This is a genomic window from Peribacillus sp. 05N428, from assembly GCF_056397085.1.
The window spans coordinates 38351-53897 of record NZ_JBFTMS010000008.1; the positions used below are offsets into that span (position 1 = coordinate 38351).

The window sequence follows — 15547 nt, forward strand, 5'->3', positions numbered from 1 at the left end:
CCCTTTTCACATGACTCTGTATAAATGAATTTTCCATACGCTTCCTTTTTTCGTAAAAACCCTATCCAGCAGCAATCCGTTTTCCTTCGCGTTGTTGATTGGGATGGCAGAAAATATATACGTACCGCCTAATCCTTTAAACGCATCCATGTTGAGGTCCAAATTTTCCAGCTCTTTCTTCGAGCCTTTCTTGAACATATAATGCTTCCCAAGCTCATCGGTAAACAGGTAACAACGTCCTCCCCATTCATCAAAGTAGATTCTGATGTTTTTATTCTTAGCCAATTCGTTTTCAATTATTTGACGAAATTGATGTTTGTAAGAAAGCGGATAAAAATTGTTATAGCTATCGAGCGTGTAAAATCCATTATATTGAGCGATTGCGGGATGCAGCCCAATGCTGGCAACACGATACTCTTCTTGTGGACGGTCTATATGATCTTTTATTTCCTGAAAAAGGCTTTCTGAATAGAACTCTTTAAAAGAGGGTTTTTTATTGTGAGTGATCTCTTCATTAAAACCCATTAAAATCAGAATTTGAATGGCGATGAAAATAGAAAGGGTTTTCTTAGCATAGTCGCTGTGTTCCCAAATGATTTTTATCGCGAGGGCAAACCCTAAGTAAATTACCATCGGCCTTAAAAAGTGAAATCTGGCAAAATTAAAGGTATCCAGGGTATGGAACCTTTCCGTTAAAGGAAGCCAGCCTTTATAAAACCAAAATGCGTACCACGCTGAGAGCATAAAATTCAAGCCGAATAAAAAAACATATACCTTCTCCTGTCTCCACAGTTTTTTGGTCAGAATAATATAAAGGGCAAAGACTGTAATCGGCAGGATGATAAGAGCATGTACAGTCATGACATGCGTATGTCCAAGAACGAAATTTTTGAAAGTAAGCTTAACGACCCAATCGAGCGGCAGCCTTGCGTGAAAATATTCATCTCTGCTGTTTGGCTCCGAATCAAAAATGAATGAAGCGACCAAACGATACTCCACCAAACCAAAAATGACGGTCATATAAACGATCGAAAGAAGAAACTTTATATTCCACCCTTTTCCCCTGATTACATCCGTTAGCCAAAGAAAACCCATTGCAACAAGGAAAAAGAAAAAGCCAAGTACGATGCTTGAATAAAGCGGTAAAAGTGTAAGGACCAAATAATTCTTCCAAGAATGATCCTTGCTGCGGATATTCAAAAAAGCCCAAAGGGCTAAAGGCATCCCAAGTGTACTGAGCATTCCCGATGGCCAAAATGGGGTAAGGGCAAAGGCTAAGGATGTTCCAACCCTAATCCAACCTGATAGTCTTCCTGTAACCAAATGTTTTTTCAATAAGATATACATACCAAAGAATGCAATAAACCTTGTTAATGCCTGGCTTATTGCATAAGCAACCATTGTCGGAAAAAGAGCATGAAGCCACACGATAATACTGAACTCACTGCCAAAAGCATTACGGGGCAGGCCATTCATAATCTGCGGAATTCTGGCGTCAATTGCACCGAATAACTCACCGCTTTCTGAAAGGACTTTATACCAGGCAAGGTTGGAATCCAAATTATCATGTACGCGAATATGCGCATTTTCTCCAAGGATGATTAAGGGGGAAAGATATAAAACAATGATGAGTAAGGCAAAAAGGATTTGTTTTCTCTCTTGATTTTCAATTGGCAAAATATCCACCTCTTGATTAAATTCATATATCCATAATATTTGGCTTCGAAGGTAAATCTATTCTTTTTAAGGGATTTATTTTAACCTATTTTGATATAGGTCAACCAATGACCACATAAAATGCAATAAGCATATAAAAGAACCTTAAAAAGGGGCTGGGCTATGATAAGGAAAGCGGTGATTCCAGCAGCCGGTTTAGGAACACGATTTTTGCCTGCTACGAAAGCTCAACCAAAGGAAATGCTGCCGATTGTCGATAAGCCGACCATTCAATATATTATCGAAGAAGCGGTACAATCAGGGATTACGGATATTATCATCGTTACGGGTAAAAACAAACGTGCCATCGAAGATCATTTCGATAAATCGATTGAGCTTGAAATGCTTCTGCAAATGAAAGGTCAAAATGATCTGCTTAAGATCGTGGAGAACATTTCCAACATGGTCGATATCCACTATGTAAGACAAAAGGAACCTTTAGGTCTGGGTCATGCAGTTTTATGTGCCAAAACTTTTATCGGAGACGAACCTTTTGCCGTCCTGTTAGGGGACGATATCGTGGATAGCCAGGTTCCAGCTTTGAAGCAGTTAATGGAACGGTATAACAAGGTACGAGCGAGCATTATCGGAAGTAAGGAAGTGTCACCAGCCGATGTCTCCAAGTATGGGATCGTAAACTTCCAAGAACGATATGAGGATTTATTTCTGGTAAGAAACTTAGTGGAAAAGCCAAAAGTGGAGGATGCACCATCAACACAGGCGATAATTGGCCGATATATTTTATCACCTGCGATTTTTGAAATCCTTGAAAACGTAAAGCCTGATCGTAAGGGGGAGATCCAGCTTACCGAAGCTTTAGACCTTTTGTTAGAAAAGGAACCATTATATTCGTATATCATCGAGGGAAATCGTTATGACGTAGGCGATAAATTCGGCTTCCTTCAAGCTTCAATAGATTTCGCCATGAAACGACCTGAACTTCGTGATCAGCTAATAAAATATTTAAGGCAGTTGTTTCCTTAATGAAGTTAATATAGACCATGCCCAATTACCAATAAGAGGTGATTGGGTTATTTCCACATCGGATTGACCCCTTTGGTTGTAAAATGATCCAATTACCATAATCCTCCAAGTGAAATATAACCGTTTATGCTTCCGTAAAATGTTACAGCAGAAAAAGTTGAACAGAGAAAGAATAGTTTTCTATAAGTGAGGTTATGTTGATAACGTATCCTTCATGAATGTTCCAAAACACGATATCCAGAAAGGATTGTAGAGAAACACATGCACAATAAAACCAATAATCCAATAATATCTGATGAATTTTTAGATCAAGTGGTTAAGGAAATCAATGCACAATTTGGCGGGCCCATCAATGAAAAAAATGATCGTTTCCAACATGGGGGCGATGATGAAAGAAGTTGAATTGAATCCCCCTTCATTAATCTAAAGCTCTCATGAAAAACTCTGGCTATATTCATCCAGAGTCTTTTCTCTGTAACTTTATTTCTTCAATAGAATTATCCGCCCTTTCTTTAACGACTTGTCCAAACCAATTTAGCTTATCCTCATAGAATGATTACATGTAAGTATTTTAAAGAAAGGGGAAAAACTTCATTGAGCCACGCTGATGATGTCTTCCGCACTTCTCAAATGGTTCCAAAAGGAAGGCTGGTTTCCGGACATACAAAAGAGTTTCAAACAGATCCGATTGGGTTTCTGACCCGATTGTCCAAGGAATATGGGGAAGTCGCTAAATTCCGTTTAGGACCATTCCAAAATGTTTATCACGTTTTAAATCCTGATCTAATCAAACAAATACTTGTAACAAAACAACAATCTTTCGTCAAATCCAAGGACTTCAATCTTTTAAAACCGCTTATCGGTGAAGGTCTGCTTACAAGCGAAAAAGACTTTCATATGCGACAGAGAAGGCTTATCCAACCCTCTTTCAAAAAGACTCATATCAGCCAATACGCCAAGGATATGATTGATATCACAATGGATTATATATCAACTTGGCAACATGATGATGAACGGATTATAACGAAGGATATGATGAACATCACTCTCGGGATAATCAGCAAGACCATGTTCAGCATGGAATTCAAGGATGGATATGAAATCGTTGGGAAACCTCTGGAAACTGCATTGAGAATAACAGTCAAAAGGATGAGAAAGATTTTCCGTATGCCATTATGGGTACCGACTAAAATCAACCGTGAATATAAAAAGGCGATACAAAGGCTTGATAAAGTGATTTACGGCATTATTGAAAAACGGAAGAACGACACAGAAAAACATGAAGACATGCTAGGGATCTTGATGGACGCCCGTGATGCCGACGACGGGTTAGGCATGACAAGCCATCAGGTCCGTGATGAATTAATGACTATTTTTCTTGCCGGTCATGAAACGACAGCAAATGCTCTTTCCTGGGCACTGTATGCACTTTCGAAGCATCCGGAAATTCAAGCCAAGCTTTTCAATGAAGTCAATAGCATAATCGGTCAACGGACACCCAAGCCTGAAGATTTCATGAAATTACAATACACTCAAAATATCATTCATGAAACACTTCGCTTTTACCCGCCACTGTATATCTTATCCCGTGATGTGACGGAGGATGTCACAATAGGAGGATATCGCTTTAAAAAAGGCGATATGATACTAATAAGTTCTTATGTGATGCAGCATAACCCAGAGCATTTTGATCAACCGGAATCATTTATCCCTGAGCGATTTGAAAATAACTTTTTGAAAAGCCTGCCTGCGTTCGCTTACTTTCCATTTGGCGGAGGGCCGCGGGTTTGTATTGGCAATCACTTTGCCATGATGGAAGCAGTGTTTGTCCTGGCCTGCATTGTAAAGCGATATAGGATAAAGCTTGCACCTGACCATCATGAAGTAACTCCCCTTCCCTCCCTTACACTCAGACCCAAGAATGGACTGCGCATGGTGTTAGAAGAAAGAACTGCAGAAGCCTTTGAACCTGGTGCATCCAATTTTTAGTAATAGGGGTTTTTTCCTAATAAATATCGTTGTAATAACTGGCCTATCCTTTTAGAAAGGAGGGATGAAAAAATGTATTTGCTCCATTCACCACGAAAGGGAATCATCCACACTGAATTGCACTATTTAGGAATGGCTTCGCAGGTATATACCGGTTATCTGCAATTTTTAAGCGAAATTGAACCGAAACAAGAAACCGAATACCTACAGGCGCCGCTCCCCTTTTCATATGGGAACGGATAGTTTCCGCTTCGTACCTTATATTAAAGAAAAACCGACCTTGAAAGGTCGGTTTTTTGTTATTCTGCAGTATGTTCCATAACCCTGGCCCCCGCAGCCGCAAATGCTGGCTGCAACAATCCTGATAGGATAAACTAAGCGACTACGACTATTAAGTACTGAAACTGATTCCATCTACGAAACAAATGCCAGTAATAATGCCATTAAACAGAATTATATTTCTCTCTTTTCAATAGGTATTTTAAAGAATGAAGAATTGCCAATTCATCCTAAAAAATCACCTAGCAGTTTTTTTCTTTGATTATTTAATAAAAACCAATATTTTTAGATAACCTTCTTCGCCGGTTGGAAATCCATTCCCGTTCACCGGCCTAAATTGACTTTTTTCCGATTCATGATATATTAATATAGTACTTTAGCACGTGAAAGCGTTCAATAATAGAAGAAACTTTTAAGTTTTACTGATAGACTATTTTATTAAAATTATGAAAGAAAGGCATGAATATAATGGAGAAGACTCATCAAGATCTAAAAAAGGGCCTATTGCCGAGGCATGTCCAGTTCATTGCTTTAGCCGGAATGATAGGAACGGGGATTTTTAAAGGGAGTTCCGATACATTAAATATGGCAGGCCCAAGTGTTGTAATAGCCTATTTAATTGGGGGGCTATTGTTATTCATTGTAATGGCCGCATTAGGGGAGATGGCAACCGCTTTTCCTAATATGAACGTCCAACATCTCATTAATAAAGCTTTTGGGTTTCAACTATCCTTCATTGTCGGATGGCTCTATTGGTTCAATTGGATTATCGTAATCATTGTAGAAATAGTCGCAGCCGGCAGTTTCCTACAATATTGGTTTCCTACAGTACCATTATGGCTGTTAAGCATATTTTGCGCTTCAGTAATAATAGGAATTAATTTGTTTCAAGTAAAATACTATGGAGAACTCGAATTTTGGTTCGCAGGAATTAAAATAATAACCTTAATTGCTTTTATCATTTTAGGAGCTTTGATCATGCTAGGACTCTTTCCTAGTTCGGCTTCATTTTCTAATTACACGGAACATGGCGGTTTTTTCCCCCAAGGAATTGACGGAATGTTAAGTGCACTTTTAGTGGTCATGTTTTCATATGGGGGTGCAGAATTAATTGGTGTAGCCGTCACGGAAACAAAGGATAGTCAGCGAGTCATACCAAAAATCATAAAAGGAACAGTATGGCGGGTGATTCTTTTCTATGTCTTGCCGATACTTATCATTTGCGGAGTAATACCTTGGAACCAAGTAAGCACTGAAGTAAGTCCTTTCGTTCAGGTTTTCAGCTTATCTGGTCTTCCCGGAGCCGCCGATATCATGAATTTCGTTCTTTTAACCGCTGTCTTATCAGCTGCAAATTCAGGTATATACGCTACCTCAAGGACACTGTTCACTCTTTCCCAGAACGGGGAAGCGCCCAAGGCATTTTTAAAAACAACGAAAAAGGGTATCCCGCTAAATGGTATATTTTTAACTATATTATGCATATTGGCTGGTGTGTTTTTATCCTATTTGTATCCCGACCTGATTTTAAGCTACCTTATGGCCATTCCTGGATTCACGGTTTTATTATTGTGGATCAGTATTTGTTCCGCGCAATTGAAACTGCGTAAGCAATACACTGGCAAACCAGGATTCCGGGTAAAATGGTACCCATATACAACTATATTAGCCATCACGGCTTTAAGCATTATCTTTTTGGCATTTCTCTTTAATAAGCAAAACATCATCGGGACTACAGTATGTCTTGTCACGTTAGTGATATTCATCCTTCTCTCATTTATTGTCAAACAAAAAAAATAGAAATATTATCCCCCTGAATTTTATTAGGGATTTCAGACTGAAGGCAAACTCGATGAAAGTCGGGTTTGCCTTCAGTCTTTTTAGTGCCAGTACAGATTGGACGTCGATTTCCACTGACCGCGGGCGGTCCGGAGGCCTCCTCGGCACCTTTTCCCGCAGGAGTCTCGAACACCCCTCCAATCAACTTTGTTTTAAAAGAAATAACACCTTTTGTCTACAAACTAATAACAAAGGAGAATCGGAATACTCTAACACCGACGATGGAAAGGGAACGGATTTCTGAAATCAACTGCAATTTTTTTCAAAGAAAAACTGAGGTTGGTCTCATCCCGAAGCATGTTTAAGATAAGTTTATCCTTCATGTTTTTTTCTTGTAATCCTTATTGGATTGAAGAAATTTGCGACACTCCTGCCGAATAACTGGCTAGCCGAGACCCCGCAGGCGCTTGCGCCGAGGAGGCTTGGCAGACAGTCGGCGGAAAGGGACGGATTTTTGAAACCAACTGCAATTTTTTCAAAGAAAAACTGAGGTTGGTCTCATCCCGAAGTATGTTTAAGATTAGTTTATCCTACATGCTTTTTCCTGTAATCCTTATTGGATTGAAGAAATTTGCGACACTCCTGCCGAATAACTGGCTAGCCGAGACCCCGCAGGCGCTTGCGCCGAGGAGGCTTGGCAGACAGTCGGCGGAAAGGGAGCGGATTTCTGAAATCAACTGCAACTTTTTCAAAGAAAAACTGAGAGTTGGTCTCATCCCGAAGCATGTTTAAGATAAGTTTATCCTTCATGTTTTTTTCTTGTAATCCTTATTGGATTGAAGAAATTTGCGACACTCCTGCCGAATAACTGGCTAGCCGAGACCCCGCAGACGCTTGCGCCGAGGAGGCTTGGCAGACAGTCGGCGGAAAGGGAGCGGATTTCTGAAATCAACTGCAATTTTTTCAAGAATATACTCATTTTCAACATACATATGTTAAAATAACCAATGAACCAATCATCCTACAAATTCGAGGTGTGTATCTTGACCATATCTAAAACAAATCGCTTATCACTTGTAGAGCAAGTGGTTTCCCAAATCGAATCGTTAATCGAATCAGGTGAATGGAAAATAGGAAATCAAATTCCCCCTGAAATGGATTTGATCCAACAGTTCGATGTAAGCAGAAATACATTAAGGGAAGCTGTACGATCACTTGTTTATGCAGGGCTTTTAGTAACAAAACAAGGAAAGGGGACATTCGTAAGGTCATCAAGTGCCTTGGGGGCTGCAATTGAAAGAAGGATCCAGCAGTCAAGTATATTAGAAACGTTAGAGGTCCGTCATGCCCTTGAAAGAGAAGGAGCTCAGTTAGCGGCATTAAGACGTAATCAAGAAGATATAGAACAATTGCGGTTTCATATATCAGCATGCAGTAGAGCTGCCGAAGCAAAGGATATCAAGGCCTACGAAGAAGCGGATATACAGTTACATAAATCGATTATGGTTTCATCACATAATGATTTATTGATTGATTTGTACGAGCATATGGAACACTCCCTGCATGAATCCATCCATCAGATAGTGGAGATGAGTTCTGATGTGAACTTTCATTTGAACATTCATTGCAAACTTATAGATGCCATCATCGAACAAGATGTGAACCGGTCAATCGAAACAGTGAATGAATACATTGCACAATTCAAAAAATCTTTAGAGTAGTAAGGAGGAGATTATGGGCATTCATCAAGCGGCAAATCAACTAGAACAAAGAAAAATGGATATTAAACCCAGAGTAGGACTGCTCATCATCGGAATCATTCTTCTTGGGGCAAATCTGAGGGCTCCCTTAACATCGGTTGGACCCCTTGTCACTTCGATCCGTGATAACTTGGGGATTTCCAATACATTATCAGGATCATTAACGACATTGCCTTTGCTTTCCTTCGCTTTATTATCACCGTTTGCACCAAGGATAGCACGGCGTTTTGGAATGGAGCTTACACTTTTCCTTTCCTTGGTATTATTAACGATCGGAATTGGGATACGCTCAGTTGGCGGAGTGCCGACATTGTTCATAGGGACCATTTTAATCGGGTTAGCCATTGCAATAGGCAATGTTTTGTTACCCAGTCTGATTAAACATAACTTTGCCAGGAACATCGGTTTGATGACAGGAACCTATGCTGTTTCCATGAATTTATGCGGCGCAATAGGTTCTGGGATCAGCATTCCCCTTGCTTCTTCATCCGGATTGGGATGGGCTGGTGCCCTTGGATGTTGGGGGATTTTATCACTTATTACAGTTTTCTTATGGATGCCGCAATTAAGACGGCCATTCAACTCAGGTAAGGATGTACAAACGGCGCAAAAGGATAAAAAGATTAACTTATGGCGTTCTGGTTTAGCCTGGCAGATTACATTCTTCATGGGTTTGCAATCGTTTATTTTCTATACAGTAATTACCTGGATGCCTGAAATCCTGGAGCAAAAAGGCCTGAATGCTGATGAAGCTGGCTGGATGCTATCCATCATGCAGCTTGCAGTCATTCCCATAACATTCCTTGTGCCAATTTTAGCTGGACGCTTACAAAGTCAGCGTCTGTTAGTGGTCCCGCCTGTCATCTTCCTTATATCAGGGATATTCGGCATATTATCCGGAAGCACTCTCTTCATCCCAGTATGCATGATATTGATTGGGATTGGAGTCGGAACCATATTCAGTTTATCGATGATGTTCTTTAGTCTTCGAACACAAAGCACCCATGAAGCGACTGAATTATCAGGAATGGCACAATCATTCGGGTACCTCTTAGCTGCCATTGGACCGGTATTATTCGGATTGCTTCATGACATTACCCACAGCTGGACTCTTCCCTTACTGATGTTGGCCGCTATATCGGCACTTATTTTCATTGTTGGAATGCGTGCAGGAAATAATGAATATGTAACGACTCAATAAAGCCAGTAAAGATATAAAAGGTCCTAAACGGCCATGGCCCCGGTATTGTACCGGGGCCATTTACATACCAGCCACTGATAGCGGTAAGACAGGTTCCTATTCCGTGTTTTTAATTTCGAATAAAGAGAGTGGTCTGTGGTTTAAATAGAGAAGGAATATATGGCGTTCTCGCTTTGGTCATTTCGCGGCTCCCTTATCTTTAGTAAAAATTATCAACCTTTAACTCTGTCAGATAAGAAAGTTTCACCTTCTCCATTTGGAGAAAAAGAAATGACCTAGGCTTAGAGGAGGTAAATTTATTTGCTGCATATTACGGTTCTTTATCAGTGGGGTAAGTACAAAGTGAATAAATGCCTTAAGACTTATATCAATCATATCAATCATTGTCTTCTTCAAATGGATATAAAATATTAGGATTTAAACCATACCGATCAATGAAATTCTTTCGAGTGAACATCTTGATTTCTTTTAATTCAGAGGGAGTTGGAAATGAAGAAACTTTATATACAGGAATGTGTTCAATATTAATTAACTGCCCTAAATCTGTGGTTATTAAGATATCAAACCCATTTTTTCTGAAAAGTGAGTCTATATCGGAAAAATCCATTACATAAATATTTAGCTTGTTTCCGAAATGATGTTTTAATATCTCACGAATATAATCTTTCTCTACATATGATCGGCAAATTAATGCAGTCTCTATAACCATTTGGTTTTGTTTTCTTAAAATTGAAGCTTGTACCAACATGAATATCTCTAATATTTCTATATTTTCAAAAGAAATAGCAAATTCATCCGATATGTATTGTGCTATTTCGTCAATGATTACAAATAACTCATTATTCTCAAAATAAGGAACGAATTGTAAAATATTATTTATTCTCGTATCCGTTTTTAACTGTAAGTCAAACGATATCCCACGAAGAGTTTGTGCAAATTCGTACATGAAAATATCATCCTGAGAAACATCCAGCCCAATTTTCTTTGATAGATTACTTAAAAATTGACCTAAAGGCTTACCGCTATCCGAATTGAGTTTGGAACGAATGTACCGAAGTTCTTGGGTACGATTTAAAGACATTTCTTCGCTCATAAAATATAAAGAAAAAAATAAAATTTCAGAAATCTGTTTCTCCCTATTTGGACATTTCACCATGAATTTAAATAGTTTCTTTGATATTTCGAATGCTGTGGATGTAACATTTTCATCTATAACCACTTTTGGTAATGTCACAAAACAATTATGATTTATTCGAATGTTGGAGATATGAAGGATTATCGCTAGTCTTTGTATGGCACCCATGTGTAAAGAAGTTGAATGTTCCTTCAATAGCTCCAATAAAGTGTCTTGAAACTCCTTAAGATTAAAGGAAGTAATAAAATCATTTAAATTGCCGGACATATACTCTACATACTGCATGATGAATCTTCTAATCTTTATTTCATCCCCAACAATTTTAAACGGACTATTTGATAATTGAACTTCGGCATTTTTTAATACTTCTTCTATTTTTTCTAACTGTCGGTACACTGTGGAGCGACTAATATGTACTTTTTGAGTAATATATTTAATCGTCACTCCATTGTTAAAAAGAATTAATTCCAAGGTTTGAAAATAGGTGTTTTCACTTTTAAGATGAAACCAAAGCTCTTCTAAGGTGCCGTTTTTAGGTTTCATTAACCTTACGCCCTGCATTTCATTCTTATCAAGTTTCCATTCAGTTGGAAGATTTGAACTCATATGCAATATATCCCGCCATAATGTGCTTTTCGAATAACCAGTTTTTTTTGATAGCACTGTTAAACTACACCAGTTATCCTCATAAAATAAATGATACAGCAGTTTTGAATAGCGGTCAGTAAATCGATTCATAAAATCACCTTTAACTTTATTGATTTTCATATCTTTTCTTATTAAAACCATTAATATATGAATTGAGCATTAATGCCTAATATTTATGATTTCCCCACGCCTTTTTTTAAAGTAACAGAAAACACACACTACTTACTACCCGAATTTACCATAATTTTATTCCTGCGTCGTTTCATATGTGGTTTGTGAAAATCAATTATTGAAACTTATCTTAGATGTAACAAGCATGACCAGTTGGATACTATCAACAAACTATGTGTAGTTGTAAGGTTTAAAATGAAGATGCAGTAAATAAATAACCCAAATTAACAATGACGCATTTCATTTTTGAAACAATTTCTTTTGCATTATCAATCGTTAAGCAATAATGGTTTTCTTTACAGCTTTCATTTGTTCCGACAAAAAAAACACCTCATTCTTTTATAGAGGATTAAAGAGAAATACACCTTAAAAGAATGCAGTGCTTACTATTTATATGAGCAAAGCCTCAAAAGCAGTGCTCCATGTAAAAAATCGGTAAAGAGGTTTTGAAAATGAAAAGTTAAATTCATGGAAGACATCCATATTGAGGAGGAACAAATTATTCATAATTTTTATACATTCCCCAACAAGGTTCAATAGAATATTTAAGATACATCGTCTTTATATTGATGTAATGAATCAAGAAAAAGACTGTGTAGAATTGCAACCGCTACTCAACAATTTTCATAAGTGGACCCCTTTTGTAGATTCTCTACATAAGCCAGGTCAGTCTTTATCAAATGGGATATATGCGCTAATTCGAATATCTCATGCTTAGCATCAAAGGAGAGAAGCTCGACTTTTAAATCATTTCTATAGATATAAATAATTTTATATTCCCTTGATTTATAAATCACTTTATCACCAATCTTCATAAGCACGCTCATTTCTAATGTAGATTTAAAAACGCTCCCCAAAAATGAAATCATTTTCAAAAGATAAGGATGATATAGGGGAATTCATCCAGGATCCTCCTTATCACAAATGATGGTATGCAGCTCTATCGCTTTTATATTTTCAACCAGCCTTTTTCTTGTAAGCTCAATCTCTCTGAAATTCAAACCATTTCGTTTATTGCTTAAACACACTAGATTGTCGATATCTTGATAAATCTGTTTAAATGTAATTCTCATATTTTGGTTTGCCTCCTTTTCATTGTAAGGAAGGTTACTTTTATATCGGGCTGTTTAGCTTATCTGCTAAATGTGACTGCATGAAACAGTTCCTTTAATGAATTGACCCATATCACACGACGAAAGAATCATCGGGCCAATTTGGACGGTTCAAGTACTTCCTTTACAATTCCCACGACCCGCTCTTGATCTTCACAAGTCATACCCGAACCGGACGGCAAACATAAACCTTGGTCAAATAACATACTTGAAATGCTTTTATCACCGCTTTCTGCAAAAAATGCTGCATTTTTAAAGACAGGCTGCAAATGCAATGGTTTCCATACTGGTCTGGATTCAATATTTCCTGCTTCTAACGCATTAATCACGTCACTGGATCGTACTCCATTGATATTGTCGTCTATTGTTAATGCGGTAAGCCAGCGATTGCCCATCGTATCTTTTAATTCAGGCATGAAGGTAATGCCAGGTATGTTCCCCAACGATTTTTTATACCGATCAAAAATCCCCCTCCGAACTTTTACACGGTCATCCAATACTTCTAATTGGGCACGGCCGATTCCAGCTAGAATATTGCTTAAACGATAGTTATATCCAATCGAGCTATGCTGATAATGAAGCGCTGGATCACGTGCTTGTGTAGATAGGAAGAGGGCCTTATGTAAGTATTCCTCGTTATTTGAAACCAGCATCCCCCCTCCAGAAGTTGTTATGATTTTATTTCCATTAAACGAATAAATCCCTATATCACCAACCGCTCCCGTTTGCCTCCCCTTGTATGTGCCTCCAAGAGATTCGGCCGCATCCTCTATTAAAGCAACCTTATATTTCCCGCAAATGCCCTTGATCTCATCTACCTTTGCACTTTGTCCAAATAGATGGACCAAAATAACAGCTTTTGGAATTTCCCGATTTTTCTTCGCATATTCCAAAGCCAGTTCCAATGCCTTAGGTGACATATTCCATGTATCAGATTCGGAATCAATAAAAACAGGATTCGCACCTTGATAGATGATAGGATTTGCACTGGCTATAAAAGTTAATGAAGAACAGAATACAGTATCACCAGTGGTGACGCCCAATACTTGCAAGGCCAAATGAATGGCTGCAGTTCCTGAACTTACTGCCAACGCCCCCTTAGTGCCTGCATATTTAGCAAACTCTTCTTCCAAAGCTTTTACGTTCGGTCCTAGTGGCGCTATCCAGTTTGTCTCGAACGCTTGGCTAATGTACATTTGTTCATTCCCACTCATATGAGGAGGCGAAAGATACAATCTTTTATTCTCCATCCCACACACTCCTTATTTATATTATCCTAGCTGGGGACCCCACAGCGGTAGATGCATCAGAAATGTCTTTAATAACGGTTGACCCGGCACCAACCGTACACCATTCCCCTATCGTTATGCTTGGTATGACCGTTGATCCAGCTCCTATCAAGGTACCAGTTCCTACCTTGACAGCTCCTGTCAGGGTAGCACTTGGTGCTATATGGATAAAGTCATCAAGATGGGTATCATGCTCAATGACTGAAGACGTATTAACAATGACGTGATTCCCCACTTTAGCGCCAGCGTTCAAGACGACATTAGGCATAATGACCGTTCCTTTACCTATCGAGACATTTTTACCCACTTTAGCAGTTGGATGAATGACTGTCTCATAATCCATTACATCTAAATTCAGTTCGTTGACGATTTTTACTCTTAAATCGTTCCTGCCTATCGCAATAATTACCTTATATTCAAAATGAATAAACAAGCTTCTATAGCTTAAGATGGGACCAAAATATACATTTCCCTTTCTTTTCAGCACTTCGTATTGATCATCTAAAATAGCCATGAGACGATATTCCCCCATTGCTTCAACAATATCTTGAACAACTTTTGAGTGCCCGCCAGCACCTATTATTACGATTTTCTTCAATTCAAATCACTTCTCACATCATCAAATTTGGAGTTACTTTAAGATAACTATCTAGAGAACCTGGACATTATCCAGCTGTTTCCTCCAGGTTCAATTTCATTTGATTTTTGTTACATCACACAATCATTCATCCTATTATCCAACAAATTTTTGGGTTGTGACATGTCCTTCCTGAGTAATGGCTTCTTGTTTACATACCTTAATCAAGGTATGGTATATGATCTTCATATCCAGTAAAAAGGATTGATTTTCAACGTACCAGACATCAAGCTCAAACTTCTTCTCCCACGAGATTGCATTTCGTCCATTCACTTGGGCCCAACCCGTCATTCCAGGCCGGACATCATGCCTCCTTGCTTGTTCGGAAGTATATAATGGAAGATATTCCATTAATAATGGCCGTGGGCCCACAAAACTCACATCTCCTTTCATGACATTAAATAATTGAGGTAATTCATCTAAACTTAATTTTCTAAGTAATTTCCCAAAATCGGTTAATCTCTTCTCATCAGGAACCAAATCCCCTTTTTCATCTTTTTCATCTGTCATCGTTCTGAACTTATACAAATAAAACGGTTTGCCATTAAGCCCTGGCCGCTCCTGCTTAAAAATGACAGGTGAACCTAATTTCAAACGGATGAGGATGAAGATAAACAGCATAAGAAGTGAACAGGATATAAGCGCAAGACAAGATATCAAAAATTCAAAAGCCCGTTTCATTTTTTCCTCCCAAATTATCATTGTGTATCGTTATCAAGTTAACGAATTTCTTCGATCTTTATTCTTACTTCGCTTTAACACTTTTAAAAAGGTGAATATATTGCCCAATTTCATTCATTGAAAAACACAAATTATTAAATTTGTTTGAATGTGTAACACTTGCTTT

General features: G+C 38.3%; 13 protein-coding genes. 7 read left to right on the top strand and 6 right to left on the bottom strand.

Going from position 1 to position 15547, the window contains the following annotated elements:
- Positions 1 to 6: 6 nt before the first annotated feature.
- Entirely contained in the window at positions 7 to 1671 is a 1665-nt protein-coding gene (locus tag AC1DIV_RS10165; protein WP_477576374.1) for a DUF6044 family protein, read from the bottom strand.
- Between the two features lie 168 nt (positions 1672 to 1839).
- Between AC1DIV_RS10165 and galU the strand changes: the two genes are divergently transcribed.
- The 7 genes from galU to AC1DIV_RS10200 all read left to right on the top strand — a co-directional run bounded on the left by galU (position 1840) and on the right by AC1DIV_RS10200 (position 9708).
- A complete protein-coding gene (galU, locus tag AC1DIV_RS10170; RefSeq protein ID WP_340874714.1) occupies positions 1840 to 2700 on the top strand; it encodes a UTP--glucose-1-phosphate uridylyltransferase GalU in 861 nt (286 codons plus the stop codon).
- Between the two features lie 261 nt (positions 2701 to 2961).
- Entirely contained in the window at positions 2962 to 3102 is a 141-nt protein-coding gene (locus AC1DIV_RS10175) for a hypothetical protein (protein WP_095391400.1), read from the top strand.
- 192 nt (positions 3103 to 3294) lie between these two features.
- On the top strand, positions 3295 to 4689 hold the full coding sequence (locus AC1DIV_RS10180) for a cytochrome P450 (RefSeq protein WP_340874711.1): 1395 nt from the start codon (positions 3295 to 3297) through the stop codon (positions 4687 to 4689).
- Positions 4690 to 4761: 72 nt separating this feature from the next.
- Positions 4762 to 4932 (top strand): hypothetical protein, encoded by a 171-nt coding sequence (locus AC1DIV_RS10185; RefSeq protein WP_153246180.1) that lies wholly within the window; start codon positions 4762 to 4764, stop codon positions 4930 to 4932.
- A gap of 504 nt (positions 4933 to 5436) precedes the next feature.
- The gene (locus tag AC1DIV_RS10190) at positions 5437 to 6768 is read left to right on the top strand and encodes an amino acid permease (protein ID WP_477576294.1); all 1332 of its coding nucleotides are present in this window, start codon (positions 5437 to 5439) and stop codon (positions 6766 to 6768) included.
- Between the two features lie 1022 nt (positions 6769 to 7790).
- The gene (locus AC1DIV_RS10195) at positions 7791 to 8468 is read left to right on the top strand and encodes a FadR/GntR family transcriptional regulator (protein ID WP_340874708.1); all 678 of its coding nucleotides are present in this window, start codon (positions 7791 to 7793) and stop codon (positions 8466 to 8468) included.
- A gap of 13 nt (positions 8469 to 8481) precedes the next feature.
- Positions 8482 to 9708 (top strand): CynX/NimT family MFS transporter, encoded by a 1227-nt coding sequence (locus AC1DIV_RS10200; RefSeq protein ID WP_421161763.1) that lies wholly within the window; start codon positions 8482 to 8484, stop codon positions 9706 to 9708.
- Positions 9709 to 10084: 376 nt separating this feature from the next.
- On the opposite strand, the gene AC1DIV_RS10205 is transcribed toward AC1DIV_RS10200, so the two are convergent.
- The 5 genes from AC1DIV_RS10205 to AC1DIV_RS10225 form a co-directional block, all read right to left on the bottom strand.
- Positions 10085 to 11611 carry a BglG family transcription antiterminator gene (locus AC1DIV_RS10205; protein ID WP_477576296.1) on the bottom strand — a complete coding sequence of 509 codons (1527 nt, stop codon included), beginning with the start codon at positions 11609 to 11611 and terminating at the stop codon, positions 10085 to 10087.
- Between the two features lie 950 nt (positions 11612 to 12561).
- A complete protein-coding gene (locus tag AC1DIV_RS10210; protein WP_202315312.1) occupies positions 12562 to 12735 on the bottom strand; it encodes a hypothetical protein in 174 nt (57 codons plus the stop codon).
- A 128-nt stretch (positions 12736 to 12863) separates the two neighbouring features.
- Positions 12864 to 14024: a DegT/DnrJ/EryC1/StrS family aminotransferase gene (locus tag AC1DIV_RS10215; protein WP_477576298.1), complete on the bottom strand. Its 1161-nt coding sequence runs from the start codon at positions 14022 to 14024 to the stop codon at positions 12864 to 12866.
- 16 nt (positions 14025 to 14040) lie between these two features.
- Complete coding sequence (locus AC1DIV_RS10220) at positions 14041 to 14661, bottom strand: acetyltransferase (protein WP_340874699.1); 621 nt, start codon at positions 14659 to 14661, stop codon at positions 14041 to 14043.
- A 135-nt stretch (positions 14662 to 14796) separates the two neighbouring features.
- A complete protein-coding gene (locus AC1DIV_RS10225) occupies positions 14797 to 15381 on the bottom strand; it encodes a sugar transferase (RefSeq protein WP_323597792.1) in 585 nt (194 codons plus the stop codon).
- Between the last annotated feature and the right edge of the window lie 166 nt (positions 15382 to 15547).